Here is a 25,918-nt window from a genome sequence, read left to right on the forward strand (position 1 = left end):
GGGTGGTCACCGCACGCTCCTTTCCACGGCCGGAGTCCCGCCGGGCGCCTCGCCCAGCACCCGGCTCATGTCCCGTACTGCCTGCCAGGTGCCGCGCCAGGTGCCCGTCACCTTCGAGGCCCCGGTGCGCGGCAGATACGGCACGTCGTGCTCGGTGATCCGCCAGCCGGCGTCGGCCGCGCGCACCACCATCTGGAGCGGATAGCCGCTGCGCCGGTCGGTGAGACCGAGGGCGAGCAGCGGCTCGCGGCGGGCGGCGCGCAGGGGACCGAGGTCGTGCAGCCGCAGCCCGGTGCGGCGCCGCAGCATCCGCGCGAGCGCGAGGTTCCCGGCGCGGGCGTGCGCGGGCCAGGCGCCCCGGCCCTGCGGACGCCGCCGGCCGAGCACGAGGTCGGCCTCGCCGCCCCGCACCTCGCGCACGAAGGGGACGAGGAGCGCCGGGTCGAGGGAGGCGTCGCAGTCGCAGAAGCACACCACGTCGGCGGTGGCGGCCGTCAGCCCGGCGTGGCAGGCCGCGCCGAAGCCCCGGCGCGGCTCGGACACGACCGTCGCGCCGAGCGCGCGGGCGACCCGGGCCGAGCCGTCGGTGGAACCGTTGTCGACGACGAGTGCGCGCCAGCCCGGCGGGATCCGTTCGAGCACCCAGGGCAGGGCCTCGGCCTCGTTCAGGCAGGGCAGCACCACGTCGACGTCCGAAGGAGTCGTCGTCACGGTCTCACCCTACGAACGCGAAACAGGCATACCGGACTCCGGCTCCTTACGAAACGCGGACGTCGGCGGCCGGGGAGGCGTGCGGACGGGTCACCGGCGGCGGCCCGGTGCGACGCTGGAGCCATGCAGCAGCCCCATCAGCACGAGGAGACCCCCGGCGGGTCCCCGAGGGTCCTGGTCGTCGACGACGATCCGACCGTCGCCGAGGTCGTCGCCGGGTATCTGGACCGCGCCGGGTACGTCGTGGACCGCGCCGACGACGGCCCGACCGCGCTCACCCGCGCCGCCGCGCACTGGCCGGACCTGGTCGTCCTCGACCTGATGCTGCCCGGGATGGACGGCCTGGAGGTGTGCCGGCGGATGCGCGGACACGGGCCGGTCCCGGTCATCATGCTCACCGCCCGAGGCGACGAGGACGACCGCGTGCTGGGCCTGGAGGTCGGCGCCGACGACTACGTCACCAAGCCGTTCAGCCCCCGCGAACTGGTGCTGCGCGTGGAGTCGGTGCTGCGCCGCAGCCGGCCCGCCGTCCCCGGGCACCGGCTGGGAGCGGCCGGTCTGACCGTCGACCCGGCAGCCCGCCGGGCCACCAAGAACGGCACCGAACTCGCCCTCACCCTGCGCGAGTTCGACCTGCTCTCCTTCTTCCTGCGGCATCCCGGGCGGGCCTTCGGCCGGGAGGACCTGATGCGCGAGGTGTGGGGGTGGGACTTCGGCGACCTGTCGACCGTCACGGTCCACGTCCGCCGCCTGCGCGGCAAGGTCGAGGACGACCCGGCCCGGCCCCGATTGATCCAGACCGTGTGGGGCGTGGGCTACCGCTTCGACGCCACAGGAATGACCGGAGAGGAGGCCGGATCGTGAACGACACCCTCCTCATCGCCGTGTACGCCTTCGCCGGTGCCGCGGCCACCGGCTTGGCCGGGGCCGGGGCGCTGCGCCTGATCCGGCGTCGGTCGCTGACCGCCTCGCTCGCCGTGGTCGCGGGGGTCGGGGTCGTCGCGATGCTCGCGGGCACGCTCGCCGTCGCCTGGGCGATGTTCCTGTCGCCGCACGACCTGTCCGTCGTCACGACCGTCGTCGCCATGGCGGCCGTCGTCTCCCTGGCCACCGCGCTGCTGCTGGGCCGCTGGGTCGTCGCCCGCAGCCGCGAACTCGCCGTGGCCGCACGCTCCTTCGGCGACGGCGGGGACTTCGCCGCCCCCGACGGCCCGACCACCGCCGAACTGGACCACCTGAGCCGTGAACTGGCCGCCACCAGCGCCCGGCTCGCCGAGTCCCGGGAGCGGGAACGCGCGCTGGAGGCGTCCCGGCGGGAGCTCGTCGCCTGGATCTCGCACGACCTGCGCACCCCGCTGGCCGGTCTGCGCGCCATGTCGGAGGCCCTGGAGGACGGCGTCGCCGCCGACCCCGGCCGCTATCTGAAGCAGATCCGCACGGAGGTCGAACGCCTCAACGACATGGTCGGCGACCTCTTCGAACTCTCCCGCATCCACGCCGGCGCGCTCGCCCTGGCCCCCAGCCGGATCTCCCTGTACGACCTGGTGGGCGACGCGCTGGCGGGAGCGGACCCGCTCGCCCGGGAGCACGGGGTGCGGCTGGTGGGCGGCCGTATCGAGCCGGTTCCGGTGGAGGTGGACGGCAAGGAGATGAGCCGGGTGCTGGGCAACCTGCTGGTCAACGCCATCCGCCGGACCCCGGCCGACGGCACGGTCGCCGTCACCGCGGAACGCTCCACCGAGGGCGTGGTGCTGTCCGTGACGGACGGCTGCGGCGGCATCCCCGACGAGGACCTGCCGCGCGTCTTCGACACCGGCTGGCGCGGCACGCACGCCCGGACGCCCCCGGCGGGAGCGGGTCTCGGCCTCGCCATCGTCCGGGGGATCGTGGAGGCGCACCAGGGCCGGGCCACCGTACGGAACATCCCCGGCGGCTGCCGTTTCGAGGTGGTGCTGCCCGCCGCCGCTTCGTAACACGGGCAGCACCACCGGTCTTTCACGAGCCGGGCCCGTCGGGGCCGACGGCTCCTACGCGTCCCGCATCCCGGCCCGCGCGAACTCCGCCATGCCGTCCTCGAATCCGACGTCCGGCTTCCAGCCCAGCGCGTCCCGCAGCCGCGCGGAGTCGGCGGTGATGTGCCGTACGTCCCCGAGCCGGTACTCGCCGGTGACGACGGGCTCGGGCCCGCCGTACGCGGCGGCGAGCGCCCAGGCCATCTCCCCGACGGTGTGCGGGTCGCCGCTGCCGGTGTTGTACGCCGTGAGCACGCCCGGGGCGGCGTCCGCCTCCAGGGCCGCCGCATTGGCCTCCGCGACGTCCCGGACGTGCACGAAGTCCCTGCGCTGCCGCCCGTCCTCGAACACCCGCGGGGCCTCGCCCCGGGCGAGCGCCGAGCGGAAGAAGGAGGCGACACCGGCGTACGGGGTGTCGCGGGGCATGCCGGGCCCGTACACGTTGTGGTAGCGCAGCGACACCGCCGAGCCGCCCGTGCAGCGGGCCCAGGCGGCGGCCAGGTGCTCCTGGGCCAGCTTGGTCGTCGCGTACACGTTCCTCGGGTCGGCCGGGGCGTCCTCGCCGACCAGCCCGGGGACGAGGTCCGCCCCGCACACCGGGCACGGCGGCTCGAACCGGCCGGCGTCGAGGTCGGCGACGGCACGCGGCCCGGGCCGTACGACCCCGTGCCGGGGGCACTCGTACCGGCCCTCCCCGTAGACCACCATCGACCCGGCCAGCACGAGACGCCGTACCCCCGCCTCCGCCATGGCGGCGAGCAGTACAGCGGTCCCGAGGTCGTTGTGGGAGACGTACTCCGCCGCGTCGGCGACCCCGTCGCCGAGCCCGACCTTCGCGGCCTGATGGCACACGGCGTTCACACCGGCCAGGACACGGTCGACGGCGGTCGGGTCCCGCACGTCGTCGGCGGTGTCCTCCCGCACGTCGAACACGACCGCCTCGTGCCCGCGCTCCCGGAGGGCGGCGACCACATGGGACCCGATGAACCCGGCACCGCCGGTGACCAGTACGCGCATACGGCCACGCTAGGCCCGCTACCCCGCCGCACGACGCGACCGCGCCCGCACGTCATGACTCCGTAAGGTCGACCACGGTCACGGTCACAGCGACGCGGTCTGTGAAGCCGTCGCCCACGCGAACCCGTCCGGGTCGGTGAAGGGCCCGGCGTCGCCGTTCACCGTCAGCCGGTGCGATCCGGTCCCGTCGGGAGAGACCCCGACGAGCTTGGCCAGGCCCCGCCGCTTGTACAGCGCCAGCTTGACGGCGCCCGACCCGGTGTCGAACTCGACGTACTTGCTGCCGAAGCTCTTCGCCACGGGGAGGCCGTGCTCGACGTAGAACCGCTTGCTCCCGCCCATGTCCGCGACCCCCAGCAGGAGCACGATCTCGTCGATCCGCCGGGTGGCCGGGCCGGTGTCCTTCTTCGACGACGACGCGATCTGCCAGATCGTCCCGTCCGGTGCCTGCACGACGCCCCCGTACCCCCACAGCGACCTGGCGGCGGGCTTCAGCGTCGTGGCACCGGCGTCCACGGCGGCCTCGACGAGCGCGTTGACATCGGCCGGCTGCGCCACCACGAGCGACAGCGTGAACCCGCGAAAGCCGGTCGTCGGAGCCTCGGAGCCCCGCACGCGCACCTGTCTGTCCAGTCCGAACGCGCTGCTGTAGAAGCGGCGGGCGGCGGCGGGGTCGTCCACCTCGAGGGTGACGGATTCGATGGAAGTCATGCCACTGACGCTAGGCGCGGCACGCACCCCGCGCTTCTCGATTCCTGACCGACGAGGAACGCCGAGAGGCCGCCCCCGGCCCACTTACCGGCTGTCCGCGCTCGGCAAGGATCTCCTGGACCTGCCAGGCGCGGTCGTAGGCGCGATCGTCCACAGGCACCCAGCCGAAGAGCAGGCGCATGTCCTCGACGCCCTGTGTGCGGTCGGCGGCGGAGCGAGCGCTGTAGAGGGCGTTGGCCGCGGCTGCCGTCGCAGCCGTCGGCATACCGACCACTCTCGTCCTCGGCCGTTGGCAGTTGCGGGGGGGGCTACGCGGGGCGGAAGAGACTGCTCGCGCCGGTCTGGCCCAAGCGGATGCGAGCTACCGGGCAGCACTTGATGCCGTGCGAGCACGAGCCGGTGCCTGAGAACGTCACCCCGTTTCCGGACGCCATCAACGACTTCATCCGGGCGGCGAGTGAGGCACTGCACCCCGCAGGGCCGCCCGCCCCATGAACCTCTTACCCCCCGCCGGAGCGAACGCTCAACTCCCGCCCCAGAGCATTCACTCCCGCCGGCCTCGGATCCACCGTCGTCAGCGCACGGGCCGCCGCCCCGAGCGCCGGGACACCCGTACGGCGAAGAAGATCACGTCGACGGCGAAGAGCGCGATGCCGATGGCCAGGAGATAGTCCAGGCCGTCCGCTGCCACGCCGATGATGCCCAGGGCGACGGCCACGAGGACGACCAGAAGGAAGAGCGCCATCACCGTGGACCACCTCTCCTGTGCCGCGTGCTCGCCGGTCACCCGCGGGCGAGCCGGCGTTCGCCCCCCGCCCCCGCCCGGAACGTCATGCCGTAGTGCTGGAAGATCTCCTCCTCCCGCTCGGCCGGAAGGACGTCGTCCGTCCCGATCGAGGGGGCCTTGCGCACCTGGCCCCTGGCGTAGGGCACCTTGACGTAGCCCGGTCCGAGAACGGCGTCGTCTAGGGGGACGAAGACCAGGCGCCGGCGGCTGGGCAGCCCGGTCCGGACGGTGGCCATGGCAGGTTCGTCGGTGGCGGTGTCCACGTAGACCGCTTCGAGCACGCCGATCTTGTGCTGCTTCGGGTCGAGCACCTCGTGGTCGCGCCATTCGCGGATGTCAGCTGACCGGATCATGCCGCACCCCCTGTCTGGTTCGCCCAATTCACCCTACTCCCGCCCGGGCCGGAGTACGGTGGGAAGAACGAGGACTTTCCGTATGCCGGAATTCTGACGGGTTCCGGACCGTGCACGCCATCCGTCCTCGCATGGGCAGCCCGTGATCCCGGCCGCGCATCCGCACACAGGCCGAGGAGCCACACATGCCGTCGCCGCACAGTCCGACCACGTCCAGGGCGGTCCCCCCGCCGGACCCCGCACCGTCGCCCCAGGCCTACGACGGGACGTCCCCCTTCCCGCAGCAGGACGGCCCGGCGCCCGCCCGCGACGGCGGTGAGCGGCTGTACGTCGCGGTGACCGGGGTGATCGTCGTCCTGCCGTTCGTGGCGATCGGTCTCGCCGGCCGGCTGCTGTGGGGGAGTCTCATCCATCCCGCCGACATCGTGCTCGCCCTCGTCCTGTACACGATCACGGGCCTCGGCGTCACCGTCGGCTTCCACCGCGGCCTCACCCACGGCGGCTACCGGGCCAACCGGCCCGTGCGCATCGCGCTCGCGGTGGCGGGCTCGATGAGTTTCCAGGGCGACGTCATCGGCTGGGTCGCCACCCACCGCCGCCACCACGCCTTCACCGACCGGCCCGGGGACCCGCACTCCCCGTACCGCTACGGCACGCATCTGCGCGGCCAGTTGCGCGGGCTGCTGCACGCGCACGTGGGCTGGCTGTTCCGCAACGACCGCACCCCCGCCGACCGGTACGCCCCCGACCTCCTCGCCGACCGCGACCTCCGTGCCATTTCCCGCGCCTTCCCGGCCCTGTCCGTCCTCACGCTCGCCCTGCCGTTCGCGATCGGCTGGGCCATCGGCGGTACCTGGCTGTACGGCGTGACGGCCCTGCTGTGGGCGGGACTGGTGCGCATCGCGCTGCTCCACCACGTCACCTGGAGCGTGAACTCCCTCTGCCACCTGATCGGTGAGCGCCCGTTCCGCACCCGCCGCCACGACCGGGCCACCAACCTGTGGCCCCTCGCCCTGCTCTCGTTCGGCGAGAGCTGGCACAACCTCCACCACGCCGACCCCACCAGCGCCCGCCACGGCGTCGACCGCGGTCAGGTCGACCCCTCCGCCGCCGTCATCCGCCTCCTCGAACGCCTCGGCTGGGTGCACGACGTGCGCTGGCCGACCGCGGAACGGGTCGCGGCCCGTCGGGTCTGACACCGCCCACCCGACCTCTCACGACAGTCGGCAGGAGCCCTCATGACCGTCGCGCCACAGCCCCCGCTTCCCTCCCACCCGGTCCTCCGGCTGCGTCTAGCGCCCCGCAGCGCCATGCCCCGGCCCATCGACGGCGCGTGGTGGCCCCGCTCCTACGACCTGCTCGCGGAACTCCCGTCGCTGCTCGCCGGGTTGCCGCGGGCCTGGGGCCACATCACCAGCGTCACCGTCAACGGGGGGACCTGGTCCACGGCACCGGGCCGGATGCTCGTCTTCAACCAGGTCGTGGGACTGCACAGAGCCCTCGCGGCGTCCGCCCCGCACACCGTCGTCCTGCTCGCCCCCGGCCGGGGCCGCTGGGACCTGCTGGTCGTGCCGCCGGACACGACCGAGGAGGCCGCGGAACCGCTGATGGCCGCCGCCGCGAGCGACCACGGGTGACCGCACCCGCCGGGCGGCGTCTCACCTCCGGCGGTGGCTGTCCTCCATGGACCGGCTGCTCTCCAGCCACGACCGTGCGGGTTCCGCCGGGCGGCTGGTGTCCACGGTGAGGTCGAGGCGGGTTCCCCCGTCGGGGCCCGCGGGATAGCTGCGCTGCTCGCTCGCGGCGAAGCAGAGGCGGAGGATCTCCGCGACCCGGCGGGCGACCTCGGGCGAGGCGGCGACGATGCGGACCTCGGCGTGCCCGTCCTGCCCGTCCGAGGGTGGTTCCGTGGACTGCATGGCGACCTCGGAGTTCGATGTCCCGGTGGGAAACGGCCGGATCTTTCACTCTACTCCGGGAACTCCGGGAACTCCGGGGTCTCCGGGCGCCGGCGGCCCGAGAGTACCGTGAAACAAGGAAGCCGCTCGGTTTCCGGATTCCCGGCATTACCCCCGGCAGGGCAGGCAGGCGAGAGCGATGTCCGACTTTGACTCCCCGCGTGTGACCAGGCTCCTGCCGGACGCCGTCCACCAGGCCGTGCGGCCGGGCACGGCCGTCGTACGGCTGGAGACGACACACGACCGGCAGGGCGTGCTCGACGGGGCGTGGTGGCCGCGCTCCCACGACATCGCCGCCGAGCTCCCCGGCCTGATCACCGCACTGACCGAGCACCTCGGGCCCATCACCCGTGTCGGCCTGGACGCCGGTGCCTGGGAAGAGCTGCCGACGCGGATGACCGTCGACGGCCGTGTCGTCCACATCGACCCCTCCCCGGTCGGCGACGACACCGTCCTCATCACCCGGGGCGGGCAGGACCTCTTCTCGCTCCTCGTGGTCCCGCCGCACGCGACGCCCGACGCCGCGCGCGCCGCCATGACCGAGGCCGTCCGCGTCGGCAGCCTGCGGCAGGCCGAACAGATCCTCATCGACACGGGCGCCGGGCGGGCGGACTGAGGAGTACGGTTGAGACACCGAGGATATTTCGCGCACCGGCTACCAGGCTCGTGTCGTTTTCGGCGATCGAAGATACCGGGCCGGTCGTGATCGGCCCGGGGCAGGGTTCGCGCCATGATTGCGACCGTTTCCCACGCCCTGACAGCCGAAGCCGATGACCGGTTCTCCTCGTCCTCTCCGCGTCTGTCGCTCGCTCCCGTCGGTCCCGCACCGCCGCTGCTGGACGGCGCCTGGTGGCCCCGCTCCCGCGACCTCGGGGCCGAACTCCCCTCCCTGATCGCCGTATTGGACCCGCTGTGGGGGCGGATCACCCGGGTCACGGTGAATCCCACCCACTGGCCGGCCGTTCCCCGCAAGGTGCCCGTCACCGGGCACGTGGTGAAGGTGGGCTGGTTCCTGGCCGAGCAGGACCCGCACGAACTGCTGCTGCTCTCGTACCGCGCGGGCCGCTGGAACCTCCTGGTGGTCCCGCCGCGGACGCCTCCCGAGTCGGCCGCCCGGCTGATGGCCGCCGCGAGCGACCCGCTCGGCACCTCGACCGCGAGCCGGTTGATGGAGGAGGAGGCACGCGTGCGGACGGCGTACGAGACCGACCGGGCCGTCGAGGCGGTCTGGGACTCCGAAGGCGGACAAGAGGCCCCGGCCCCCGCGGTGCCGCCGCAGCTGATGGGAAGGTGAGAACCGTGGAGACATTCGTGACCGTGGCCGCGATCCTGGGGATGATCGTTCTCGGGGTGTTCCTCATCCACCAGCTGAACGCCCAGCACAGCGACCGCATCGCCGCCTTCCACTACGGCCGCTCCGGTCTGCCCGTCGCGGGACCGGCACCGGCGGCTACGCAAAAGGCCCGGGGCCGTTTCTCCCGGCGCCGCACCCGACGGCCCGTCTGACGGTCTACGGTCGGCCCACGCGCGAGAGCACTCCCTCGCGCACCCGGTACTCGCTCGGACTGATGCCGTGCGCCCGCTTGAACGCGGCGCTGAAGGCGAAGGCGTTTCGGGGACGCGGTCGCGGAAATCGCCGGGGCACCGGCCGCGGCCTCCGCTACGTCCCGCTCACGCCGGAGGCGTACGCGCAGGAGCAGCGGGCGCAGGGTGTGCCGGAGGCGTGGGTGCAGCTGACGGTGGACCTGTACGACCACGTTCGTTCAGGCGGCCCAGGTCCCATCACTGGGCAAGTGCTCAGCCGGATTCGGCCACGGAACCCTCGGGCGTGTCGTGCCCGGCGCGGCGGCGGTACTCGGCGTTGATGCGCTGGGCTTCCTCGAGCTGGTCCTCGAGGATGACGATGCGGCAGGCGGCCTCGATCGGGGTGCCCCGGTCGACGAGCTCGCGGGCGCGCGCGGCGACGCGCAGCTGGTAGCGGGAGTACCGGCGGTGTCCGCCCTCCGAGCGCAGCGGAGTGATCAGACGAGCCTCACCGATGGCCCGGAGGAAGGCAGGGGTGGTGCCGAGCATCTCGGCGGCCCGCCCCATCGTGTACGCGGGGTAGTCGTCGTCGTCCAGACGATCGCTGAGCGGGGTATCTGCTGTCATGTCACCTCGTATGCAACGCACGCGTCGAGGGGCCCTGGTGCCGTACGGCACCAGGGCCCCGAAGGAAATTGAACACCATCTGTCGGCCCTAATGCTGCGCCGACCTTCTGTTTCCGCTACCGGCCCTGCAGGAGGGGGGATGCGGGGATCGCGGCTGCGTGACCGGGGACCACCTTCCAATCCGGGGTCTTGCGGTACCCGGCCGAGCGCTGCTCGGGCCGGGCGATCCTGATGGCGTCTGCTCCTCCGTCCTTCTTCGATCAGTGATCCGTGTCAACGAGAAAAAGGCTAACCGTGCCGGAGCCCAATGTCTACTCCGGCAAGAGTAGATTTTCGTTCGCTTCAGGCGCACATTGCTTGCGGCCCGCACGGGCGCGGCGAGACGACGACGAGGGCCCTGCCGACGCGCGTCGGCAGGGCCCTCATCGGGATCGGGGTGGGCGGTGGTCCGCCCGTCCTCATGCGTCCAGGGGTGCGGCGCCGAGCAGTGCCGACGCGGTCTGGAGCGGGGTGGCGGCGACGCGCACGGGCGCGGCGTCGGGGTGGGTGTGGCAGGTGAAGCCGAGGCGGGTCATGGCCCGGACGACCTCGGCGGCGGTGAAGTCGCGGGGGTCCTGCCGGGTGAGGACCTGACCCACCTGCTTGACGGGGTAGCGGCGGCGGCCGATGGTCACGGACTCACCCGTGACGAGTTCGGGCGTGATGCCCTTCATGGAGGCCAGCACCCCGTTCTTGGTCAGGTCGAACGGGTACCGGGCGATGACACAGCGCATGATGCCCCTCAGGGAGAAGGAGAACGGGCTGACCGGGCGAGGCGGATCAGCTGGAGAGGGCGAGGACGCCCGGGGTCCGGTCGTGCTCCCCGAGGGTGCCGATCCGGGTGACGGCGGAGGCGAACGGTCCGCCGAGGACGTCCCGCAGCCGGGTCCGGTCCGTGTACGTGGCGCTGCCGCGGTGCACGGCGAGTTCGGCCCGGGTGACCGAGCCCGTGCACTGGTCGTCCGCGTCGCACAGCAGGAGGTGGTCGACCCGGGCACCGGCCATGACGGACAGGGCGACCTCGACGGTCATGTCGTCCCGGACCCGGGGGCCGGATCCGTCGATGCCGTCGATCACGGTCACGGGGCAGGGATCCGCCTGCCGGCGCTGCGTCTGAACCGGTGTCAAAGCTGTCTCCTCGGAGATGGGTGAGCTACTGGCCCGACTGCCGGCCCGACTGCCGGTCGACGCCACTAGGCCGCCGGGTTGTAGGCGGGCCGCTGCGCCGTGCGCCGCCCCGTCTGCCCGGCGGGGCGCCCCCGGGAGGGGCGGCGGCCTCGGGACGAGGGGGCTCCGGACGACGTGCCACGGCGGGGATATGCCGGGGCCGGCGCGGTGATGACGACCGGGACACCGGACGGGGCCTGGGCGCCGGTGATCCGGCTCAGCTCCGCTTCACCCGAACGCACCGGGGTGACCTGGGGGGTGATGGCGGCCGAGGCCATCAGCCGGGTCATGCCGCGGCGCTGGCCGGGCGTCACCAGGGTGACGACGCTGCCGGACTCGCCGGCGCGGGCCGTACGGCCGCCGCGGTGCAGGTAGTCCTTGTGGTCGGTGGGCGGGTCCACGTTGACGACCAGGTCGAGGTTGTCGACGTGGATGCCGCGGGCCGCGACGTTGGTCGCCACCAGCACCGTCACATGGCCGGTCTTGAACTGCGCGAGGGTCCGCGTGCGCTGGGGCTGGGACTTGCCGCCGTGCAGCGCCGCGGCGCGGACGCCGTTGTTCAGCAGGTGCTCGGTCAGCCGGTCCACGGCGCGCTTGGTGTCCAGGAACATGATCACCCGGCCGTCCCGCGCCGCGATCTCCGTCGTCGTGCGGTGCTTGTCCGCTTCGTGCACGTGCAGTACGTGGTGCTCCATCGTGGTGACCGCACCCGCCGACGGGTCGACGGAGTGGACCACGGGGTCCGTCAGGTAGCGGCGGACGAGCAGGTCGACGTTGCGGTCCAGGGTGGCCGAGAAGAGCATCCGCTGCCCCTCGGGACGCACCTGGTCGAGCAGGGCCGTGACCTGGGGCATGAAGCCCATGTCGGCCATCTGGTCGGCCTCGTCGAGGACGGTGATGGTGACGTCGTCCAGCCGGCAGTCGCCGCGGTCGATGAGGTCCTTCAGCCGCCCCGGCGTCGCGACGACGACCTCCGCACCGGCCCGCAGCGCACCCGCCTGCCTGCCGATCGACATGCCGCCGACCACGGTGGCCAGCTTCAGCCGCACGGAGCGGGCGTACGGGGTGAGCGCGTCGGTCACCTGCTGGGCGAGCTCGCGGGTGGGGACGAGGACCAGGGCGAGCGGCTGCCGGGGCGCCGCGCGCCGGCCGGCGGTACGGGCCAGCAGCGCGAGGCCGAAGGCGAGGGTCTTGCCCGACCCGGTACGGCCGCGGCCGAGGACGTCACGCCCGGCGAGCGAGTTCGGCAGGGTGGCCCCCTGGATGGGGAACGGCACGGTCACGCCCTCGTGGCCGAGCGCGGCCAGCAGCGGCGCCGGCAGCGCGAGGTCGGCGAACGCCTCGACGGCGGGCAGCGCGGGCGTGGTCGTCACCGGCAGCGCGAACTCCCCCTGGGGTGCGGCCGGCCGGCGGTCGTAGCCCTTGGAGCGGCGCGGCGCCCCCGAGCCCTTGGTGACGCCGCCCCGGGAGCGGTCGTAGGTGCGGGGCGTGCGTGTGGTGCGTGCGCGGTTCAAGCGGAACCTTCCTCGATGTGAGCTGGTAGGCACGTATCAAGGAATTTCCGCAGCGAAACGAACGGCGCAGAGAATCGCGAGAACGAGCCTGAGAGGTTGGGCGCGGCGTACTTGTCACGCGCCCTGAAAAGCAGCGAGCTGGGGCCCGCACCCCAAGGTGCGGGCCCCAGCTGCGAAATATGCGTTGCTGCCGCGATGTCAGGCGGGAACGATGTTCTCGGCCGTCGGGCCCTTCTGGCCCTGAGCGATGTCGAAGGACACCTTCTGGCCTTCGAGCAGCTCACGGAAGCCCTGGGCGGCGATGTTCGAGTAGTGGGCGAAGACGTCGGCGCCGCCGCCGTCCTGCTCGATGAAGCCGAAGCCCTTTTCCGAGTTGAACCACTTCACAGTGCCAGTAGCCATGTTAATTCTCCTTCGGAGACGATGTTCGGAATTCGCCCTGTGCGGATTCCGCGTCGCCGTGCTGATTACCCCGTAGGAAAATGAACCTTCTGGCAACCACACCTGCAACTGAGATCGACAGTAGCATGGTGCGACCGGCCCTGTACGGAGCACTAATTCCGGCCCGTCCGGCGATCGAGGAATACTCGCCGGGGGCCGCGCCAATTTCTCCTCTCACAAAAACAGATATTGGCTCCGCGGGGCTTCACTGTTCCTGCCGCCGCCTCCGCCCGCAGCGCCATGACCTCCCCCGATGACCCATGCGCCGTGCCCGTCGCCATCGGCGGAGGGGACGACGGCGCAGGCGCCGGAACCCCGCGATCGCGAGGAAGGTCACATCGGCATACGGGTGACGGGGCGGCCGGCACGGCCGACGTCAGTCGAGGGCGGCGAGGTGATCGGCGTCGCCGCCGCGCCACTCGATGAGGAAGATGGTCGCGTCGTCGGTCGTCGTGCCGCCGCGTTCGTGTTTCAGGGCGTGCGAGAGCGCCCGCACCACCGCCCGTACCTCGGTGCGGTCGCGCAGGATCCGGTTGGTCCATTCGATGAGCTGCTCCTCGCCGAACTGGGCCCCGCCTGCCTGGTGCTCCTCGATCAGGCCGTCGGTGAAGCACAGCACCCGGTCCCCGGGGCGCAGCATCCGCTCACTGACCACCGGCTCCTCGCCGCCGAAGCCGACCGGCAGCGTGGTCGGGCTCTCCAGCCGGTCCACCACGGCACGGTCACGGATCAGGAACGGAGCCGGGTGACCGGCGTTGACCCAGTGCAGCAGGCCCGTGGCGATGTTCAGCACCATCATCTGCGCGGTGACGAAGTGGTCGTGGCCGAACTGCTCGTTGATGGCCCGGTCCATGAACGCGTACACCTGGGACAGCTCGGTATGGGCCCGTCGCGTGTGGCGGTACGCGCCGACGGCCACCGTCGCCATGGTCGCCGCGTCCAGCCCGTGGCCCATCGCGTCGAGCATGGCCACGTGCAGGATGTCGCCGTTGAGGGCGTAGTCGAAGCTGTCGCCCGCCACGTCGTAGGCGGGCTCCAGGATCCCGGCCACCTCGACCTGCGGAATGGTCATCGACAGCGGGGGCAGCAGCGACCACTGGATCTCCGCGGCCACGCTCATCGGCGCGCTGCGGCGGGCCTGGAAGAACCGGTCGGTGTAGGCGTCCTTGGTGACGAGCATGTCCGCGACCAGGCCGGCGAGTCTGCGGAGCAGCCGCCGGTCGTCGTCGTCGACCCTGTCCAGGGTGACGGCCATCACCCCGATCTGGTCGCTGCCGTCCAGCAGCGGCAGGTACATCCGCACCCGGCCGTCCTGCGCCGCCTCCACCGTTCTGCGGCTCAGGAACGCCTCGCCCGCCGGGGAGTCCTCGACCGGTTCGGGGCCGCCGACCTTCAGCCTGCGGCCCGGCAGCGGCACGAGCAGTACCTGTTCGTAGTCCTGCAGGAGGATGGAGACCTCCCGGCCCCCGACCCTGGCCACCTCTTCCGCGACGAGCGGTGCGATCAGGTCGGGCGGCATCTCGTGCGCCCGGTCCAGCAGCACCCCCAGCAGCCGCTCGCCGAACCCCTCCGACCGGTCCACGCCGATCCTGCCCGGCTGCAACCTACCGTCGTCCGTCATCGCTGTTCGCTTCGCTCGCTCTGTTCGCCGACTCTCGATCGCCTCGGCACGGCACGGCACGGCGGGGCGCGGCGCGGCGCGGACCGCGCGGGGTACGCAGGACGACGCTAAGCGGCCCGGGCCTGCGAGGCACTCCGGGGCGGGCCGTTCGTGGCTGTTGCCCGCTCAGCTCCGGCGGTCCCACTGGCCGGCGCCTCCGGCCGTCCACGTGATGTGCGGGGGCTCGACGCGTCCGCACCGGGGCCCGCCCTGCGCGTCGGTCAGGCCGAGGCGGCCGACCAGCAGTCCGTCGCGTGCGGCGGCGGCGAGTACGTCGGCGGGGATGACGTCGAGCATGAGCTTGGCGCGGCGGAACATCGTGAAGGTGCCCGAGTCGTCGACCGTGCCCCACGACAGGTAGACGAACCGCCGGCCCAGACGGTCCTGCACGTAGGGGCCCTTGACCTCGGTGCCGGTCGGCGACGTGCTCGTGGTGCACTCCAGGGTCCAGGTCGCGGACGGTGCGTCGCCGGGCTGTGGTGCGAGGAGTTCGGCCGGACGGTCGCGGCGTTGGACGGCGACGTGGAGGTTGCCGTAGGCGGGAACCTTGCCGTCGGCGGCGGCGGGGCGGGTGAGGCCGGGCAGGTCGACGGCGTCGATGCGGATGCGCATGGGGCCATCATCTCGCCCTCGCCCTGCCGGCGCCCTGACGTCGCCCCGGCTCAGTGGTCGTCGCGGATGGTGGTCGCGATGCCGTTGCTGATCACGACCTCCGCGCTGAAGCCCTTCTTGGCGGCCGTCTCCAGTTCCGCCTCCGTGCACTGGGTGCCGCCCTGGCCGCCCTCGCCCGTGTTCGTGTCACCGCAGATGTCGCCGTAGCCCCAGATCTCGGTGTCCTCGGCGACGAAGAACTGCTGCTCGGTGCCCTTCAGGTCGGAGACGGTGTACTTGCCCGGCGCCAGGTAGGAGACGTTGCCGAACCAGGTCCCGTTGACCCCCTTGGCACGCCGCTCGCTGACCAGGGTCGCGATGCCGTTCGTCATCTCCACGTCGGCGTTCACGGCGGCCTTCTTCGTGGCGGCCTCCAGCTGGTCCAGCGTGCACGGCGGGCGAGATAGGTGACCTTGCCGTTCTTGAAGGAGCCGCTGACGCCCTTGGAGCCCTTCGAGCTCTTGGAGCTCTTGGCGTCCGTGGCGTCCGTGGAGTTCTTCGAGTCCGAAGCCTGTTCCGCGACCGCCGCCGTGCCCGTTCCGCTCTTGCCCGACGAGCTGTCGGCCGTGCTGCTCTGGCAGGCCGTCATCAGCAGCCCGGCGGTGATCGCGGCAGTGGCGACGGCGGCCTTGCGCAGGTGGCGGTTCATCACGGGAGGTCCTTCCGAAGTGGGGAGTAGCAGTTCTGTGCGGTTAGGAGGAGCCCCGGAGCCCTCCGGTCGCGCCCGTCTTCCCTTCAGGACACCGCCGTGGCGCGCCCGTGACACGGCAACACATCGGCTGTGGACGGCGGTTCGCCGACGCGCCGCCTTGCGTCACGCGGCTCACCCCTCCGGCTCCCCGCAGCCGTTTCCTGCCCGCGGGGGGTTCCGGGAGGGGCGACTGAATAGGATGTGCACTTATGTCGAACCCTGATGAGCTGCTCGTCGCCATCTCCGCCGCGGTTGAGTCAGAGCGAAGCAATCAGATGTCACTGACCGTGGTCGTCGGCGGCGCCGTCATCACCGGCCGGCTCGCTCCCGAGGCCCTGTGGCGGGAGCGGGTGGCGGACGTCCTGAAGGACTCGGAGCGGCTCGGCCCGTTCGCCGACGTCTTCGCTCGCGGCCCGGGAGAGCACCGGCCCGGCCCCGACGAGGCGCCCACGCACCTGCACTTCCACCTCGCACGGATCCTGCAGGGCAGCCTCGGCATCCCCGAGACGGGCGGTATGTACCGCGTCGCGATCAAGGACGTCAGCGCCTGGACCGTGGGCGATTTCAGCTACATCGACCGCTGAGTCACTGCCCCGGCCCCAGCGCTCGGCCATGCCGTTCCGCCTCCACACCGGGCATGATCGGTGGATGCATGGTGTGGAGGCCCAGTCGGGCGGTGGGAACGGGGAAGAGCCGGCGGAGATCTCGTCGCCGAAGGAGGCCGCGGACAACGCGCTGGTGCTGGCGTTCGGGCGGTTGCAGGGGGCGGCGAACCGGCTGGAGTACATCCTCGGGCGGTCGCTGGAGCTGGAGTGCGGCATCAGCCATCTGATGTTCGAGGTGCTGCTCATCCTGGGGCGGGCGGGCGATCCCGGGCTCTCGATGCGGGCCATCGCCCAGGAGCAGGTGCTGACCACGGGCGGGGCGACGCGTCTGGTGGACCGGATGGAGGCGGCCGGGCTGGTGGAGCGTGCCGAGGATCCCGGTGACCGGCGTGGGCGGCTGGTCCGGCTGACGCCGCTGGGGGAGGAGACCACGGTGCGGGCGTCCCGGGTGCATGTGGAGAACATCCGGCGTTACTTCCTGGCGCCGCTGCCGGCCGAGGACCGGGAGCGGTTCGCCGAGGACCTGAGGATCCTGAGCCACGCCGCACGGGACGAGCTGCCCCGCCTGCCCTGAACGACGGCCTCCCCGCTCTGGGCGAGGCTCGGCGGAATATCTGACGAGTCAGTTACTGTTTCCTCAGATGAACTGATCGCGTTCGGCGGGACCCGCTGAACCCCACTCCCTCCAGGAGGCCCCCGCATGAGCACTCTCTCCTTCAAGGTCCTCGACCTCGACTTCCCGGCCGGCAGCAAGAACAAGACCGCCACACTCGTCACCGGCGATCAGGAGGCGCTGCTGGTCGACGCCGGTTTCACCCGCGCCGACGGCCACCGCCTCGCCGCCGAGATCCTCGACTCCGGCAAGAAGCTGACCACCGTCTTCGTCAGCCACGGCGACCCCGACTTCTACTTCGGCGCCGAGGTCCTCGCCGACGCCTTCCCCGACGCCGTCTTCGTCGCCACCCCGATCGTCATCGAGCACATCCAGCACTCCTACGAGGGCAAGCTCAAGGCGTGGGAGGCCCTCGGCCCGAACCTGCCCACCCGCCTGGTCGGCCTCAGCCCGCTGACCGGTGACCTCACCCTCGAAGGCCACCGCTTCGAGCTCAGGGGCGGCCCGGCCGGCCTGCCCGACCGCCACTACCTGTGGCAGGCCGAGCACCGCGCCCTCCTCGGCGGCGTGCTGCTCTTCCAGCAGGAGCACGTCTGGGTCGCCGACACCCCCACCCCCGCCGATCGCTCCGTCTGGATCGAGTTGCTCGACGAGATGGCCTCCCTGCAGCCCGCGCTGGTCGTCCCCGGCCACCGCCTGCCCGGCACGGCGGCCGACGCCTCCGCCGTCACGGCCACCCGCGACTACCTCGTCGCCTTCGAGGAGGAGCTCGGCAAGGCGGCCGACGGCGCCGCGCTGACCGAGGCACTCGTCAGGCGCTACCCCGACCACGGCATGCTGATCGCCGCCCAGCTCGGAGCGAAGGTCGCCAAGGGCGAGATGACGTGGGGCTGACTGTCATGACCTGCGAACACACCGACTTCGCGACCTCCACGGCCCCGGCCGACGTGGTCCGCCGCCAGTACCTGGCCTCCGCGGCCGGCGACCTGGAGGCCCTGCGCGCCACCCTCGCCCCCGACGTGGAGTGGACGGAGATGGCCGGCTTCCCTCTGGCCGGCACCTACCGCACTCCCGACGGCGTCACCACCCACGTGATGGAGAAGCTCGGGCAGGACTGGGACGGCTGGACCGCGCACGACGACACCTATGTCGTCGACGGGGAGAATGTCGTCGTCCTCGCCCGCTACACCGCGGCCAACAAGGCCACCGGCAAGCCGATCGACGTGCGCGTCGCGCACCACTTCACGGTCCGCGGCGGCCTCATCGTCCGCTTCGAGCAGTTCGTCGACACCGCCCTCGTCCGCGACGCCATGCCCGGGTAGGCACAGCGCCGCGGTGCGGGACGGCCGTGTCAGTGCCGCGCGGGCGCCAGGTCGGTGTTCATGACCTGGCGGGCCAGCTTCGGCCGTTCCCTGATCAGGTCGCTCGCGATCGGGTCGTGGAAGTACTTCTTGTACAGCTTGACGTAGGTGCCGTCGTCGATCATCGCGTCGATCTGGGCGTCGAGGTCCTTCAGGAGCTTCGGATCGCCGTCCTTGCGCAGCGGGAAGGCGCTGCCCTGGAGGCTGTCCACCTCGACGGCGATGCGTATCGGCTGTTTCCGGGCGTATTCGTCGGCGTCGGCGCCGCCGAGCACGATGGCCTCCACTCCTCCGGAGAGCAGCTGTGCGATCAGTGCGGTCTGGTCCTTGAACTGCACCAGGCGGGCTCCGGACATCTCGTGGTTGACGAACGCCTCCTGCACGGAACCGCTGACGGCACCCACCCGCTTGCCGTCGAAGTCCGGCAGCGTGGTCTGCTTGCCGCCCTTGAGGGTCACGACGTCGGTGAAACCCCAGTAGTACGGGGTGGTGAAGGCGACCTGCTTCTTGCGCTCGGGGGTGGCGCCGACGCCGGCCACGCCGATGTCGTACTGACCGGCCGAGAGCCCGGCGAGGATGCCCTGGAGGTTCGTGGTCTTGTACTGGACCTTCAGGTCGAGACGCTCCGCGGCCTCGTTCATCAGGTCGACGGCGAATCCGCTGGGCTTGCCGGACGCGTCGGTGACCGCGAAGGGGGGCTGCTCGGCCTGGGTGCCGGCGGTGATCACACCGTTCTGGACCAGCTTGTACCGGGCGGCCGCGGAACCCGCCGCCTCGCTGTCCCCGCCGCAGGCGGTGAGCGAAAGCAGCAGCAGGCTGGTGGTCGCGGCGCCGATCAGGAGTGATCTGCGGGAAGAGCTGTTCATGGCGGGGCGCGTGGCGGAGTTCATGGCGTGGGCCTTCTGCTGGGGAGGGACATTCACAGGACCTGGGAGAGGAACTGGCGCAGCCGGGGGTGGTCGGCGCGTTCGAAGATCCGGTCGGGGGTGTCGATCTCGGCGAGGCGGCCGTCGCACATGAAGGCGACGCGGTCGGCGGCCTCCCGGGCGAAGCCCATTTCGTGGGTGACGACGGCCATGGTCATGCCGCCCGATGCGAGATCCCGCATCACGGCGAGCACGTCCTTGACCAGTTCGGGGTCGAGCGCGGAGGTGGCCTCGTCGAAGAGCATCAGTTCCGGCTCCATGGCCAGCGCGCGGGCGATGGCGACGCGCTGCTGCTGCCCGCCGGACAGCTGGGCGGGCCGCCGGTCGGCGAAGGCGGCGAGGCCCACCGCTTCCAGCTGGCGCAGGGCGATCTGCCGGGCCTGCTCGCGGCCCATGCCCTTCACGGAGGTCAGGGCGAGCGTGACGTTGCGCTCGACGCTCATGTGCGGGAAGAGGTTGAAGTGCTGGAAGACCATGCCGATGCGGGCCCGGGCGGCGTCGACGTCGGCGCCCGGGGCGGTCAGACAGGTCTCGCCGAGCCAGATCTCACCGGCGTCCGGAGCCTCCAGCAGGTTGAGGCATTTCAGGAGCGTGGACTTTCCCGAGCCGGAGGGGCCGATCAGACAGAGGGTCTCCCCGCGCTGGACGTCGAGGGTGATGTCGCGCAGCACGGTGTTCTGGCCGTAGCTCTTGCCCAGGCCCGTGGTCTGCAGAGCGGCCGGGGTGACGGGGGCCTTGGTCACGGGGGTCATCGGTTCTCTCCTCCGGCGGCCGGGACGGGGGTCTTGGGCAGGTCCGGCTCGGTGAGGGCCGGGGTGTTCCCGGGGCGCGGGCCGTCGCGCAGTCGCCGGTCGAGGTGGTTCACGAGGTAGGTCATGGGGATGGTGAGCGCGAGGTAGCACAGGCCCGCGGCGATCAGGGGAGAAGAGTTGTAGGTCCGGGAGACCTCCTCCTGCGCGATGAAGTACAGCTCGCGCTGCCCGGCGGCGAGACCGAGGAGGTAGACCAGCGAGCTCTCCTTGATGTCCTTGACGAACTGGCCGGCCAGCGCGGGCAGTACGCGGCGGACGCCCTGCGGTACGACGACCAGGCGCATCGCCGAGAGGTAGCTCATGCCGAGGCTGCGGGCCGCCTGCAGTTGGCCGGGGTCGACGCTCTGGATGCCGGAGCGGAAGATCTCCGCGGTGTAGGCGCCGGAGATGATGCCGATCGCCAGGATCGCGTAGCCGAACGGGTCGGTGCCGAAGGGACGGAACCCGGCGGCGGGCAGCCCCACACCGACCAGCATCACCGTGATGATCACCGGCAGGCCGCGGAAGACGTCGACGTACAGCCGCGCGGGCAGTCTCACCCACCAGCGGTTCGACAGCAGCAGCATCGCCGCCAGGAGGGCGATGGCCACGCCGAGGACGATCGCGCCCGCGGCGATGATCAGCGTGTTCAGCAGCCCCTCGGTGATCAGCCGGGGGAAGGTCCTGGCGATCAAATCCCAGTCGAAGAACGTGTTGACCAGGGCGTTCGACGCCAGGGGGATCGGGGACGGAGGTGTCATCGCGACTCCTGACCGTGAGCGGGGCGGGACGTGGAGGCGTGGAACTCCTCGCGGACGGCGGCGAGGAGGTCCGGGTCGCCGAGCAGGTCCAGAACCAGCGCGGCCATGGCAGTCGTGATCGTCTCGACCGCGTCGTGCGCCTGCGGACTGCGGGCGGCAACGCGCATCGGGACCGAGTGCCCCGGGGTGTCGCGGGGGCATATTTGCACATAAGGATGGATGACGGGCAGCTCGATCGAGACATTGCCGATGTCCGAGGAGCCGGCCGGATTCGCCGGTGACGGCGGTTCCAGGGCCAGACCGAGGCCGGCGGCGTACGCGGCGAGCCGGTCGGCCATCACCATGTTGTTGTTCCGCTCGGCGTAGCGGGGTGCCGTCTCGGTGGACTCCACGGTGGTACCGGTCGCGAGCGCCGACCCGTCGGCGGCCGCGAGGACCCGTGGCAGCAGCGCGTCCAGCGCGGCGGAGGTGGCCTCCCGTACGAAGATGTCGACCTCGCTGCGGTCGGGTACGACGTTCGGGGCCGCGCCGCCGTGCGCGATGATGCCGTGGATCCGTGCGGTCGGCGGGACGAACTGGCGCATCGAGTCGACCGCCGTGAGGAACAGCTGGGCGGCGGCCGCCGCGGAGCGGCCGTCCCAGGGCGCCTTGGCGGCGTGCGCGGCCGTCCCGTGGAAGGTCAGCCGCAGATGGCTGGCGGCGAGCGCGTGCCGGGCCCGCAGGCTGCGGTCGGCCGGATGGAACATCACCGCCGCGTCCACGCCGCTGAACACGCCGCGCTCGAGCATCAGGATCTTGCCGCCGCCGCCTTCCTCGCCGGGTGTGCCGATCACCTTCAGCGTGCCGGGGTGGTCCGGCCGCGTGGCGGCGGAGGCCAGGGCGGCGGTCAGCCCGCCGGCCGCGATGAGGTTGTGACCGCAGGCGTGGCCGATGCCCGGCAGCGCGTCGTACTCCAGCAGGACCGCGACCGTCGGGCCGTCCGACGGTCCCCGGTGGGTGGCCGTGAAGGCCGTCGGCAGGCCGGCCACGCCCTTGTCCACCTCGAAGCCCGCGGCGGCGAGCCGGCCCGCGAGCTGCTCGACGGCGTAGTGCTCCTCGAACCGGGTCTCCGGCGTCTCGTGCAGATCGAGACTGAGTTGCTGGAGCGCGGACCTACGCTCGCGGACGGCGGCGTGGAGGTCTGCGGGGACACAAGGTTTCACGGCAACTCCGGGGGTCGCTTTCGGGTTGCCGGAACCGTAGGGCGTGCCGGACACTCCCCCCACGACGCTTGCCGCGGTCGCGGTAACCGACATCCCGACGGGCCGGAGGTGACCATGAGCGTCGTCCTCTCACTCGCCGGCGCCGACCCGTCGTGTGTCTCCGCGCACGCCTCACCGCTCGCCGAGCTGACCGCCGCGCTGCACGCCTACACGGAGGCCGAGCACCATCCCCACGCGATCCGCTGGGCCCGGGGTCTGGAAACCGAGGCCTCCGGAAGTGGAGCATCCGTGCCGGACAAGGCACCCGCCTCCGCCCTCACTCCCGCTCTGCGGCGGCGCATCAGGGGCTGGGCACCGCTGTGGGCCTCGTACCGGGCCCGCTACCTGCTCCCGCTGACCGCCGGAGACAGACTGCTCGACGCCGAACTCGCCGACATCGCGGACCTGCCGCCCCCGCTCTTCGCCGAGCTCACCGGCTACGCGATCCGGGGAGGCAACTCCGGCACCCCGCTCGACCGGGTGCTGTCCGACCGCACGCAACGCGAGGGCCTGCTCGCCGCTGCGGAGCGGCGCTCGACCGCCCGCGCCGAACTCGCCCACCGGCTCCTGGACGCGCCGGACTCCCTGCGCGCGGACCTGCTCGATCTCCTGGCCCAGGCGGCCCGGGCCCTGGAGCCGGACCTGGCGCGGGCGGCCCGGGTGATCGGCGGCCGGCTGCCAGGGCTGCGGGCCTCCCTCGACCGCGACGGCCCGGGCAGGACGCTGGCCGGCCTGGATCCCACGGCGTCGTACCGCTCCGAGCCGTCGCGCGTGGTCTTCGACAAGTTCCACCACGGGATCGTGAACGTCGCCACCACCCCGGTGCTCGTCGTACCGTCGGCGTTCGGCCGCCCCCACCTGCTGGTGAAGCACGAGCCGGGCTTCGTGGCGGTCGTCCAGTTCCCCCTGCTCCTGGAAGGCGACGACCAACCCGGCCATGCGGTGGTGCAGCGCCGGCTCGAAGTGCTGTGCGACCCGGGCCGGCAGCGCATCGCGCGCGCCATCGCCCGGGAACCGCTCACCCCCTCCGAACTGGCCGCCCGCATCGGCATGTCCCTGCCCCAGGTCTCCCGCCACCTCGCCCGGCTGCGCGACGCCGGCCTCGTCACCGTCGAACGCGACGGCAGGCGTGCCTACTACCAGCTGACCCTGGAACGCGTACGCCGCATCGGCGACGACCTCCTCACAGCGCTGTTCCACTGACCACGAGCTGTTCCCCGAGCGGCTCCGTCTTCTTACCGGCACCGCGACAACCATCGCCGGTGGCGCTGCCGGCGCCTCTAGCGTTCCCACACGCCGAAAGGCACTCCGTCGCGGATCCCCCAGAGGAGCTCGGCCTCATGAACGCTCGGCACCGGAGAACCCGGACCATCACCGTCCCGGCCCACGCGGACCAGGTCCCTCTCGCCCGCCGAGCCGTGCTGCGCATCCTTCACGACTGGGGCGTCCCGGACGACAGCGACGCCTTCGACGCGATACGGCTGATCGCCTCGGAGCTGCTGACCAACGTCGTGGTGCACGCGTCCGCGGCCACGGCCGAAACCGGTGTCGTGGTCGAACTGCTCGACGGCGCCTGGGTACGCATGGGAGTGCATGACGGCCACGCCGACTGCCCCGCCCTCGGGGACCCCGGCACCGAGGCGACCGGCGGTCGCGGTCTGAAGATCGTGCACGCCCTGCTCGAAGAGCTGAACGGGGTGATCCTCACCGAGCACACCGCCGACGGAGGCAAGACCGTCTGGGTGGAGGTGCCCTGCGCCACGGACGAACAAACCACGCGGGCCGTGGACGGCCTCGTCGAGGAGCCGGGCGATACGGTCGTCACGGAGACGGTGGACGGTACGGCGGCCTGTGCGGGGATGACCTGAGCGACAAGGCCCTCACCGGTGGGCGTGGAGCCCGTCGCCCCAGAGGGTCGTGGCTGTGCCGCCGGCCGCCCCGGACGCGTACGGCGTCCACAGGGTGTGGATGGCCGGCGCGGAGGTCGCTGTGCTCGTGCTCGACAGGGCCCGGTTCCTGAGCAGCCGGCCACAGCCGCACCGCCAGAAGCCCGGCCGTGAGGGCGATGAGGCCCAGCGCCACCACCGCCGACTGCAGACCGGCGGCCGCGCCGAGCCAGCCGGCCAGCGGATACGTCAGCAGCCAGCAGCTGTGCGAGAGGGAGAACTGCGCGGCGAAGGCGGCGGTGCGTGCCTCGGGCGGGGCCGAGCGGCGGATCAGCCGGCCGGCCGGGGTGAGCACCATCGAACCGGCCGCGCCGAAGGCAGCCCAGGTCAGCAGCAGCGCGGGCCAGCGCCAGGGGCCGGCGCCGGCTGCCGTGAGCGCGCCGAGCGCGGCGAAGACGAGCGTGAGCAGCAGGGCGCCGCGCAGCATCACCGTGCGGTCGCGGACGCGGTCGAGGACCCGGGGCAGCAGCAGGGCGGCGACCATGGATCCCCCGCCGTACGCGCCGAGCGCGAGCGACACGTCGGCCGCACTGCGATCCAGCTCGTCACGGACGTAGACGACGGTGTTGACGGTGACCATCGCACCCGCCGCCGCGACCGCGAGGTCGAGGGCGAGTAGGGCGCGCAGGTGCGGGCTGGCGAGGAACAGACGCGTGCCCGCGGTGGCCTTGGCGTACGCGCCGCCGCCGAGCGGCTCGGGGGCGGCCTGCTTCGGCAGGATCGCCGAGACGACCAGGACCGCCGAGGCCAGGAACCCTGCCATCGTGCCGAGGAACAGCCAGTTGTAGGTCATCAGCGACAGCAGCGCGGCGGCGAGTGCCGGGCTGAACAGGCTCTCCGTGTCGTAGGCGAGGCGGGACAGCGACAGCGCCCGCGTGTAGTCGCGCTCGGCGGGCAGCACATCCGGGATGACCGCCTGGAACGTGGGTGTGAACGCGGCCGACGCCGACTGGAGCAGGAAGATCAGGACGTACACCTGCCACACCTGGTCCACGAACGGCAGGGTCAGCGCGACCGCGGCCCGGACGAGGTCCGCGCCGGCCATCAGCCACCGGCGGGGCAGCCGGTCGGCGACCGCGCCGATGGCCGGGGCGATCGCCACGTAGGCCACCATCTTGATCGCCAGTGCGGTGCCGAGGACCGACCCCGCGTCGGCGCCGGCGATGTCGTACGCCAGCAGACCGAGCGCGACCGTGGCCAGACCGGTGCCGACCAGGGCGATCACCTGCGCGGTGAAGAGACGCCGGTAGGTGCGGTTGCGCAGGACGGACAGCATGCGGCAATCCCTCGGCAGGTCGGAGACGGGCGCGGCCGTTCCTCACTGTATCGACAGGTGCGCACCTGCGCACATGTTGACGGCGGATTGGTCCGTGGACGGGCGCCGTCGGCTCATTGAGGCCTCTACGCTGTGGGCATGCCTGCTCGCGAGTCCCTGCCAACTGCACCCGGTGCGCATCTGCGCCCCCCGGACAGCGCGCGTCTCGCTGAGGCGACCGAGGTGTTCGCGATGCTGTCCGACGTGACGCGGCTGCACCTGCTCTGGCTGATCGCCCAGGGGGAGTCGGACGTCGGCTCCCTGGCCGAGCGGTGCGAGGCGTCCCGGACAGGGGTGAGCCAGCACCTGGCGAAGCTGCGGCTCGCGGGTCTGGTGGAGACACGGCGCGAAGGACGGCACATCTACTACAGCCTGCGCGACGGGCATCTGCGGCGGCTCGTGCTGGAGGCGCTCAGCCACGCCGACCACCGGGTCAGCGGGCAGGCACCGCACGACTGACCGGAAAAATTCACATCGAGGGCGTTGCATGTGTTTT

34 protein-coding genes and 1 pseudogene are annotated in these 25,918 nt (G+C 72.0%); 14 read left to right on the plus strand and 21 right to left on the minus strand.

Features of this window, described 5'->3' with window-relative positions:
* Positions 1 to 6 precede the first annotated feature (6 nt).
* Complete coding sequence (locus QF034_RS21310; protein WP_307176460.1) at positions 7 to 711, minus strand: glycosyltransferase family 2 protein; 705 nt, start codon at positions 709 to 711, stop codon at positions 7 to 9.
* A 123-nt stretch (positions 712 to 834) separates the two neighbouring features.
* Between QF034_RS21310 and QF034_RS21315 the strand changes: the two genes are divergently transcribed.
* Together QF034_RS21315 and QF034_RS21320 are read left to right on the plus strand one after the other, a co-directional pair.
* Positions 835 to 1,575, plus strand: coding sequence for a response regulator transcription factor (locus QF034_RS21315; RefSeq protein ID WP_307176461.1), 741 nt, complete (start codon positions 835 to 837; stop codon positions 1,573 to 1,575).
* Complete coding sequence (locus QF034_RS21320) at positions 1,572 to 2,684, plus strand: sensor histidine kinase (RefSeq protein ID WP_307176462.1); 1,113 nt, start codon at positions 1,572 to 1,574, stop codon at positions 2,682 to 2,684. Before QF034_RS21315 ends, QF034_RS21320 begins: the two co-directional genes overlap by 4 nt.
* Positions 2,685 to 2,738: 54 nt before the next feature.
* Here the strand turns inward: QF034_RS21320 and QF034_RS21325 are convergent, their stop codons facing one another.
* The 5 genes and pseudogenes from QF034_RS21325 to QF034_RS21345 all read right to left on the minus strand — a co-directional run bounded on the left by QF034_RS21325 (position 2,739) and on the right by QF034_RS21345 (position 5,591).
* Positions 2,739 to 3,740 carry an NAD-dependent epimerase/dehydratase family protein gene (locus QF034_RS21325; RefSeq protein WP_307176463.1) on the minus strand — a complete coding sequence of 334 codons (1,002 nt, stop codon included), beginning with the start codon at positions 3,738 to 3,740 and terminating at the stop codon, positions 2,739 to 2,741.
* Between the two features lie 84 nt (positions 3,741 to 3,824).
* Positions 3,825 to 4,451 (minus strand): VOC family protein, encoded by a 627-nt coding sequence (locus QF034_RS21330; RefSeq protein ID WP_307176464.1) that lies wholly within the window; start codon positions 4,449 to 4,451, stop codon positions 3,825 to 3,827.
* Positions 4,452 to 4,542: 91 nt separating this feature from the next.
* Positions 4,543 to 4,677 (minus strand): annotated as a pseudogene (locus QF034_RS21335) (PIN domain nuclease); the annotation flags it as partial.
* 348 nt (positions 4,678 to 5,025) lie between these two features.
* Positions 5,026 to 5,196 (minus strand): hypothetical protein, encoded by a 171-nt coding sequence (locus QF034_RS21340; protein WP_307176465.1) that lies wholly within the window; start codon positions 5,194 to 5,196, stop codon positions 5,026 to 5,028.
* A 38-nt stretch (positions 5,197 to 5,234) separates the two neighbouring features.
* Positions 5,235 to 5,591: a PRC-barrel domain-containing protein gene (locus QF034_RS21345; protein ID WP_307176466.1), complete on the minus strand. Its 357-nt coding sequence runs from the start codon at positions 5,589 to 5,591 to the stop codon at positions 5,235 to 5,237.
* A gap of 185 nt (positions 5,592 to 5,776) precedes the next feature.
* Here QF034_RS21345 and QF034_RS21350 point away from each other — a divergent pair, with 185 nt between their 5' ends.
* Both QF034_RS21350 and QF034_RS21355 read left to right on the plus strand, forming a co-directional pair.
* A complete protein-coding gene (locus QF034_RS21350) occupies positions 5,777 to 6,787 on the plus strand; it encodes an acyl-CoA desaturase (RefSeq protein ID WP_307176467.1) in 1,011 nt (336 codons plus the stop codon).
* A gap of 42 nt (positions 6,788 to 6,829) precedes the next feature.
* Positions 6,830 to 7,228, plus strand: coding sequence for a DUF5994 family protein (locus tag QF034_RS21355; RefSeq protein WP_307176468.1), 399 nt, complete (start codon positions 6,830 to 6,832; stop codon positions 7,226 to 7,228).
* A gap of 21 nt (positions 7,229 to 7,249) precedes the next feature.
* Here the strand turns inward: QF034_RS21355 and QF034_RS21360 are convergent, their stop codons facing one another.
* Positions 7,250 to 7,510: a hypothetical protein gene (locus QF034_RS21360; RefSeq protein WP_307176469.1), complete on the minus strand. Its 261-nt coding sequence runs from the start codon at positions 7,508 to 7,510 to the stop codon at positions 7,250 to 7,252.
* 178 nt (positions 7,511 to 7,688) lie between these two features.
* Between QF034_RS21360 and QF034_RS21365 the strand changes: the two genes are divergently transcribed.
* The 3 genes from QF034_RS21365 to QF034_RS21375 all read left to right on the plus strand — a co-directional run bounded on the left by QF034_RS21365 (position 7,689) and on the right by QF034_RS21375 (position 9,055).
* A complete protein-coding gene (locus QF034_RS21365) occupies positions 7,689 to 8,165 on the plus strand; it encodes a DUF5994 family protein (RefSeq protein WP_307176470.1) in 477 nt (158 codons plus the stop codon).
* Positions 8,166 to 8,279: 114 nt separating this feature from the next.
* Positions 8,280 to 8,843 (plus strand): DUF5994 family protein, encoded by a 564-nt coding sequence (locus QF034_RS21370; protein ID WP_307176471.1) that lies wholly within the window; start codon positions 8,280 to 8,282, stop codon positions 8,841 to 8,843.
* 5 nt (positions 8,844 to 8,848) lie between these two features.
* Complete coding sequence (locus tag QF034_RS21375; RefSeq protein ID WP_307176472.1) at positions 8,849 to 9,055, plus strand: hypothetical protein; 207 nt, start codon at positions 8,849 to 8,851, stop codon at positions 9,053 to 9,055.
* A 291-nt stretch (positions 9,056 to 9,346) separates the two neighbouring features.
* Here QF034_RS21375 and QF034_RS21380 read toward each other — a convergent pair whose 3' ends face one another.
* The 9 genes from QF034_RS21380 to QF034_RS21420 form a co-directional block, all read right to left on the minus strand.
* Positions 9,347 to 9,700 carry a helix-turn-helix domain-containing protein gene (locus QF034_RS21380; RefSeq protein ID WP_086563836.1) on the minus strand — a complete coding sequence of 118 codons (354 nt, stop codon included), beginning with the start codon at positions 9,698 to 9,700 and terminating at the stop codon, positions 9,347 to 9,349.
* Positions 9,701 to 10,158: 458 nt separating this feature from the next.
* On the minus strand, positions 10,159 to 10,473 hold the full coding sequence (locus QF034_RS21385; protein ID WP_307176473.1) for an SCO5918 family protein: 315 nt from the start codon (positions 10,471 to 10,473) through the stop codon (positions 10,159 to 10,161).
* 46 nt (positions 10,474 to 10,519) lie between these two features.
* Positions 10,520 to 10,867 (minus strand): CBS domain-containing protein, encoded by a 348-nt coding sequence (locus tag QF034_RS21390; RefSeq protein WP_307176474.1) that lies wholly within the window; start codon positions 10,865 to 10,867, stop codon positions 10,520 to 10,522.
* Between the two features lie 65 nt (positions 10,868 to 10,932).
* A complete protein-coding gene (locus QF034_RS21395) occupies positions 10,933 to 12,420 on the minus strand; it encodes a DEAD/DEAH box helicase (RefSeq protein WP_307176475.1) in 1,488 nt (495 codons plus the stop codon).
* Positions 12,421 to 12,618: 198 nt separating this feature from the next.
* Positions 12,619 to 12,822 (minus strand): cold-shock protein, encoded by a 204-nt coding sequence (locus QF034_RS21400; RefSeq protein WP_020119326.1) that lies wholly within the window; start codon positions 12,820 to 12,822, stop codon positions 12,619 to 12,621.
* Between the two features lie 415 nt (positions 12,823 to 13,237).
* The gene (locus tag QF034_RS21405; RefSeq protein ID WP_307176476.1) at positions 13,238 to 14,482 is read right to left on the minus strand and encodes a PP2C family protein-serine/threonine phosphatase; all 1,245 of its coding nucleotides are present in this window, start codon (positions 14,480 to 14,482) and stop codon (positions 13,238 to 13,240) included.
* A 165-nt stretch (positions 14,483 to 14,647) separates the two neighbouring features.
* Positions 14,648 to 15,133: a DUF5990 family protein gene (locus tag QF034_RS21410; RefSeq protein WP_307176477.1), complete on the minus strand. Its 486-nt coding sequence runs from the start codon at positions 15,131 to 15,133 to the stop codon at positions 14,648 to 14,650.
* 50 nt (positions 15,134 to 15,183) lie between these two features.
* Positions 15,184 to 15,522, minus strand: coding sequence for a hypothetical protein (locus tag QF034_RS21415; protein ID WP_307176478.1), 339 nt, complete (start codon positions 15,520 to 15,522; stop codon positions 15,184 to 15,186).
* Positions 15,519 to 15,821, minus strand: a complete 303-nt coding sequence (locus tag QF034_RS21420; RefSeq protein WP_307176479.1) for a hypothetical protein — start codon at positions 15,819 to 15,821, stop codon at positions 15,519 to 15,521. Before QF034_RS21420 ends, QF034_RS21415 begins: the two co-directional genes overlap by 4 nt.
* A 251-nt stretch (positions 15,822 to 16,072) precedes the next feature.
* Between QF034_RS21420 and QF034_RS21425 the strand changes: the two genes are divergently transcribed.
* The 4 genes from QF034_RS21425 to QF034_RS21440 all read left to right on the plus strand — a co-directional run bounded on the left by QF034_RS21425 (position 16,073) and on the right by QF034_RS21440 (position 18,403).
* Positions 16,073 to 16,447 (plus strand): GvpU-like protein, encoded by a 375-nt coding sequence (locus tag QF034_RS21425; protein WP_307176480.1) that lies wholly within the window; start codon positions 16,073 to 16,075, stop codon positions 16,445 to 16,447.
* Between the two features lie 64 nt (positions 16,448 to 16,511).
* Positions 16,512 to 17,042: a MarR family winged helix-turn-helix transcriptional regulator gene (locus QF034_RS21430; protein WP_307176481.1), complete on the plus strand. Its 531-nt coding sequence runs from the start codon at positions 16,512 to 16,514 to the stop codon at positions 17,040 to 17,042.
* Between the two features lie 126 nt (positions 17,043 to 17,168).
* Positions 17,169 to 17,975, plus strand: a complete 807-nt coding sequence (locus QF034_RS21435) for an MBL fold metallo-hydrolase (protein WP_307176482.1) — start codon at positions 17,169 to 17,171, stop codon at positions 17,973 to 17,975.
* 5 nt (positions 17,976 to 17,980) lie between these two features.
* Complete coding sequence (locus QF034_RS21440) at positions 17,981 to 18,403, plus strand: nuclear transport factor 2 family protein (protein ID WP_307179941.1); 423 nt, start codon at positions 17,981 to 17,983, stop codon at positions 18,401 to 18,403.
* Positions 18,404 to 18,432: 29 nt separating this feature from the next.
* Here the strand turns inward: QF034_RS21440 and QF034_RS21445 are convergent, their stop codons facing one another.
* Genes QF034_RS21445 through QF034_RS21460 form a run of 4 tightly spaced genes read right to left on the minus strand, consistent with a single transcriptional unit; the run spans position 18,433 to position 22,122 of the window.
* On the minus strand, positions 18,433 to 19,332 hold the full coding sequence (locus QF034_RS21445; RefSeq protein ID WP_307176483.1) for a substrate-binding periplasmic protein: 900 nt from the start codon (positions 19,330 to 19,332) through the stop codon (positions 18,433 to 18,435).
* A 29-nt stretch (positions 19,333 to 19,361) separates the two neighbouring features.
* Positions 19,362 to 20,120, minus strand: a complete 759-nt coding sequence (locus tag QF034_RS21450) for an amino acid ABC transporter ATP-binding protein (protein ID WP_307176484.1) — start codon at positions 20,118 to 20,120, stop codon at positions 19,362 to 19,364.
* The gene (locus QF034_RS21455; RefSeq protein ID WP_307176485.1) at positions 20,117 to 20,920 is read right to left on the minus strand and encodes an amino acid ABC transporter permease; all 804 of its coding nucleotides are present in this window, start codon (positions 20,918 to 20,920) and stop codon (positions 20,117 to 20,119) included. The genes QF034_RS21450 and QF034_RS21455 overlap by 4 nt, the downstream gene beginning before the upstream one ends.
* Positions 20,917 to 22,122, minus strand: a complete 1,206-nt coding sequence (locus QF034_RS21460) for an amidohydrolase (RefSeq protein WP_307176486.1) — start codon at positions 22,120 to 22,122, stop codon at positions 20,917 to 20,919. Before QF034_RS21460 ends, QF034_RS21455 begins: the two co-directional genes overlap by 4 nt.
* A 114-nt stretch (positions 22,123 to 22,236) precedes the next feature.
* Between QF034_RS21460 and QF034_RS21465 the strand changes: the two genes are divergently transcribed.
* Positions 22,237 to 23,364 (plus strand): ArsR/SmtB family transcription factor, encoded by a 1,128-nt coding sequence (locus QF034_RS21465; protein WP_307176487.1) that lies wholly within the window; start codon positions 22,237 to 22,239, stop codon positions 23,362 to 23,364.
* A 137-nt stretch (positions 23,365 to 23,501) separates the two neighbouring features.
* Positions 23,502 to 24,029: an ATP-binding protein gene (locus QF034_RS21470; protein ID WP_307176488.1), complete on the plus strand. Its 528-nt coding sequence runs from the start codon at positions 23,502 to 23,504 to the stop codon at positions 24,027 to 24,029.
* Here QF034_RS21470 and QF034_RS21475 read toward each other — a convergent pair.
* Complete coding sequence (locus tag QF034_RS21475; RefSeq protein WP_307176489.1) at positions 23,983 to 25,383, minus strand: MFS transporter; 1,401 nt, start codon at positions 25,381 to 25,383, stop codon at positions 23,983 to 23,985. The genes QF034_RS21470 and QF034_RS21475 overlap by 47 nt on opposite strands.
* Positions 25,384 to 25,521: 138 nt before the next feature.
* Here QF034_RS21475 and QF034_RS21480 point away from each other — a divergent pair, with 138 nt between their 5' ends.
* Positions 25,522 to 25,881 (plus strand): ArsR/SmtB family transcription factor, encoded by a 360-nt coding sequence (locus tag QF034_RS21480; RefSeq protein WP_086563874.1) that lies wholly within the window; start codon positions 25,522 to 25,524, stop codon positions 25,879 to 25,881.
* The last annotated feature ends 37 nt before the right edge of the window (positions 25,882 to 25,918 follow it).

It is taken from the genome of Streptomyces africanus (assembly GCF_030816955.1).
GTDB classification, from domain to species: domain Bacteria; phylum Actinomycetota; class Actinomycetes; order Streptomycetales; family Streptomycetaceae; genus Streptomyces; species Streptomyces africanus.